Raw genomic sequence first — 242 nt, forward strand, 5'->3', positions numbered from 1 at the left:
GCTCCGGGGCCGGCTCCATCGTCCTGACCTGCACTCCGGGAATGACCGTCTCCGTCGCCCTCGACTACGGGGTCAATGGCGGCAGCAGCAGCCAGCGCTACCTGAAGCGGGTGAGCGGTAACGAGACCCTCGCCTACCAGCTCTACCAGGATGCCGCCTACTCCCAGGTCTGGGGCAACGGGGCACTCGCGCGGACCATCGCCAACTTTCCCGCCAGCACCCAGACCTACACGGTATACGCG

General features: G+C 66.9%; 1 protein-coding gene. It reads left to right on the plus strand.

Annotation, left to right across the window (positions count from 1 at the left end; translation table 11 throughout):
- On the plus strand, positions 1-242 hold a 242-nt coding region (locus tag ACLJNW_RS28000), incomplete at both ends, for a spore coat U domain-containing protein (protein WP_410961873.1).

It is taken from the genome of Salmonella sp. SAL4457, assembly GCF_046548235.1.
Taxonomy (GTDB): domain Bacteria; phylum Pseudomonadota; class Gammaproteobacteria; order Enterobacterales; family Enterobacteriaceae; genus Salmonella; species Salmonella enterica.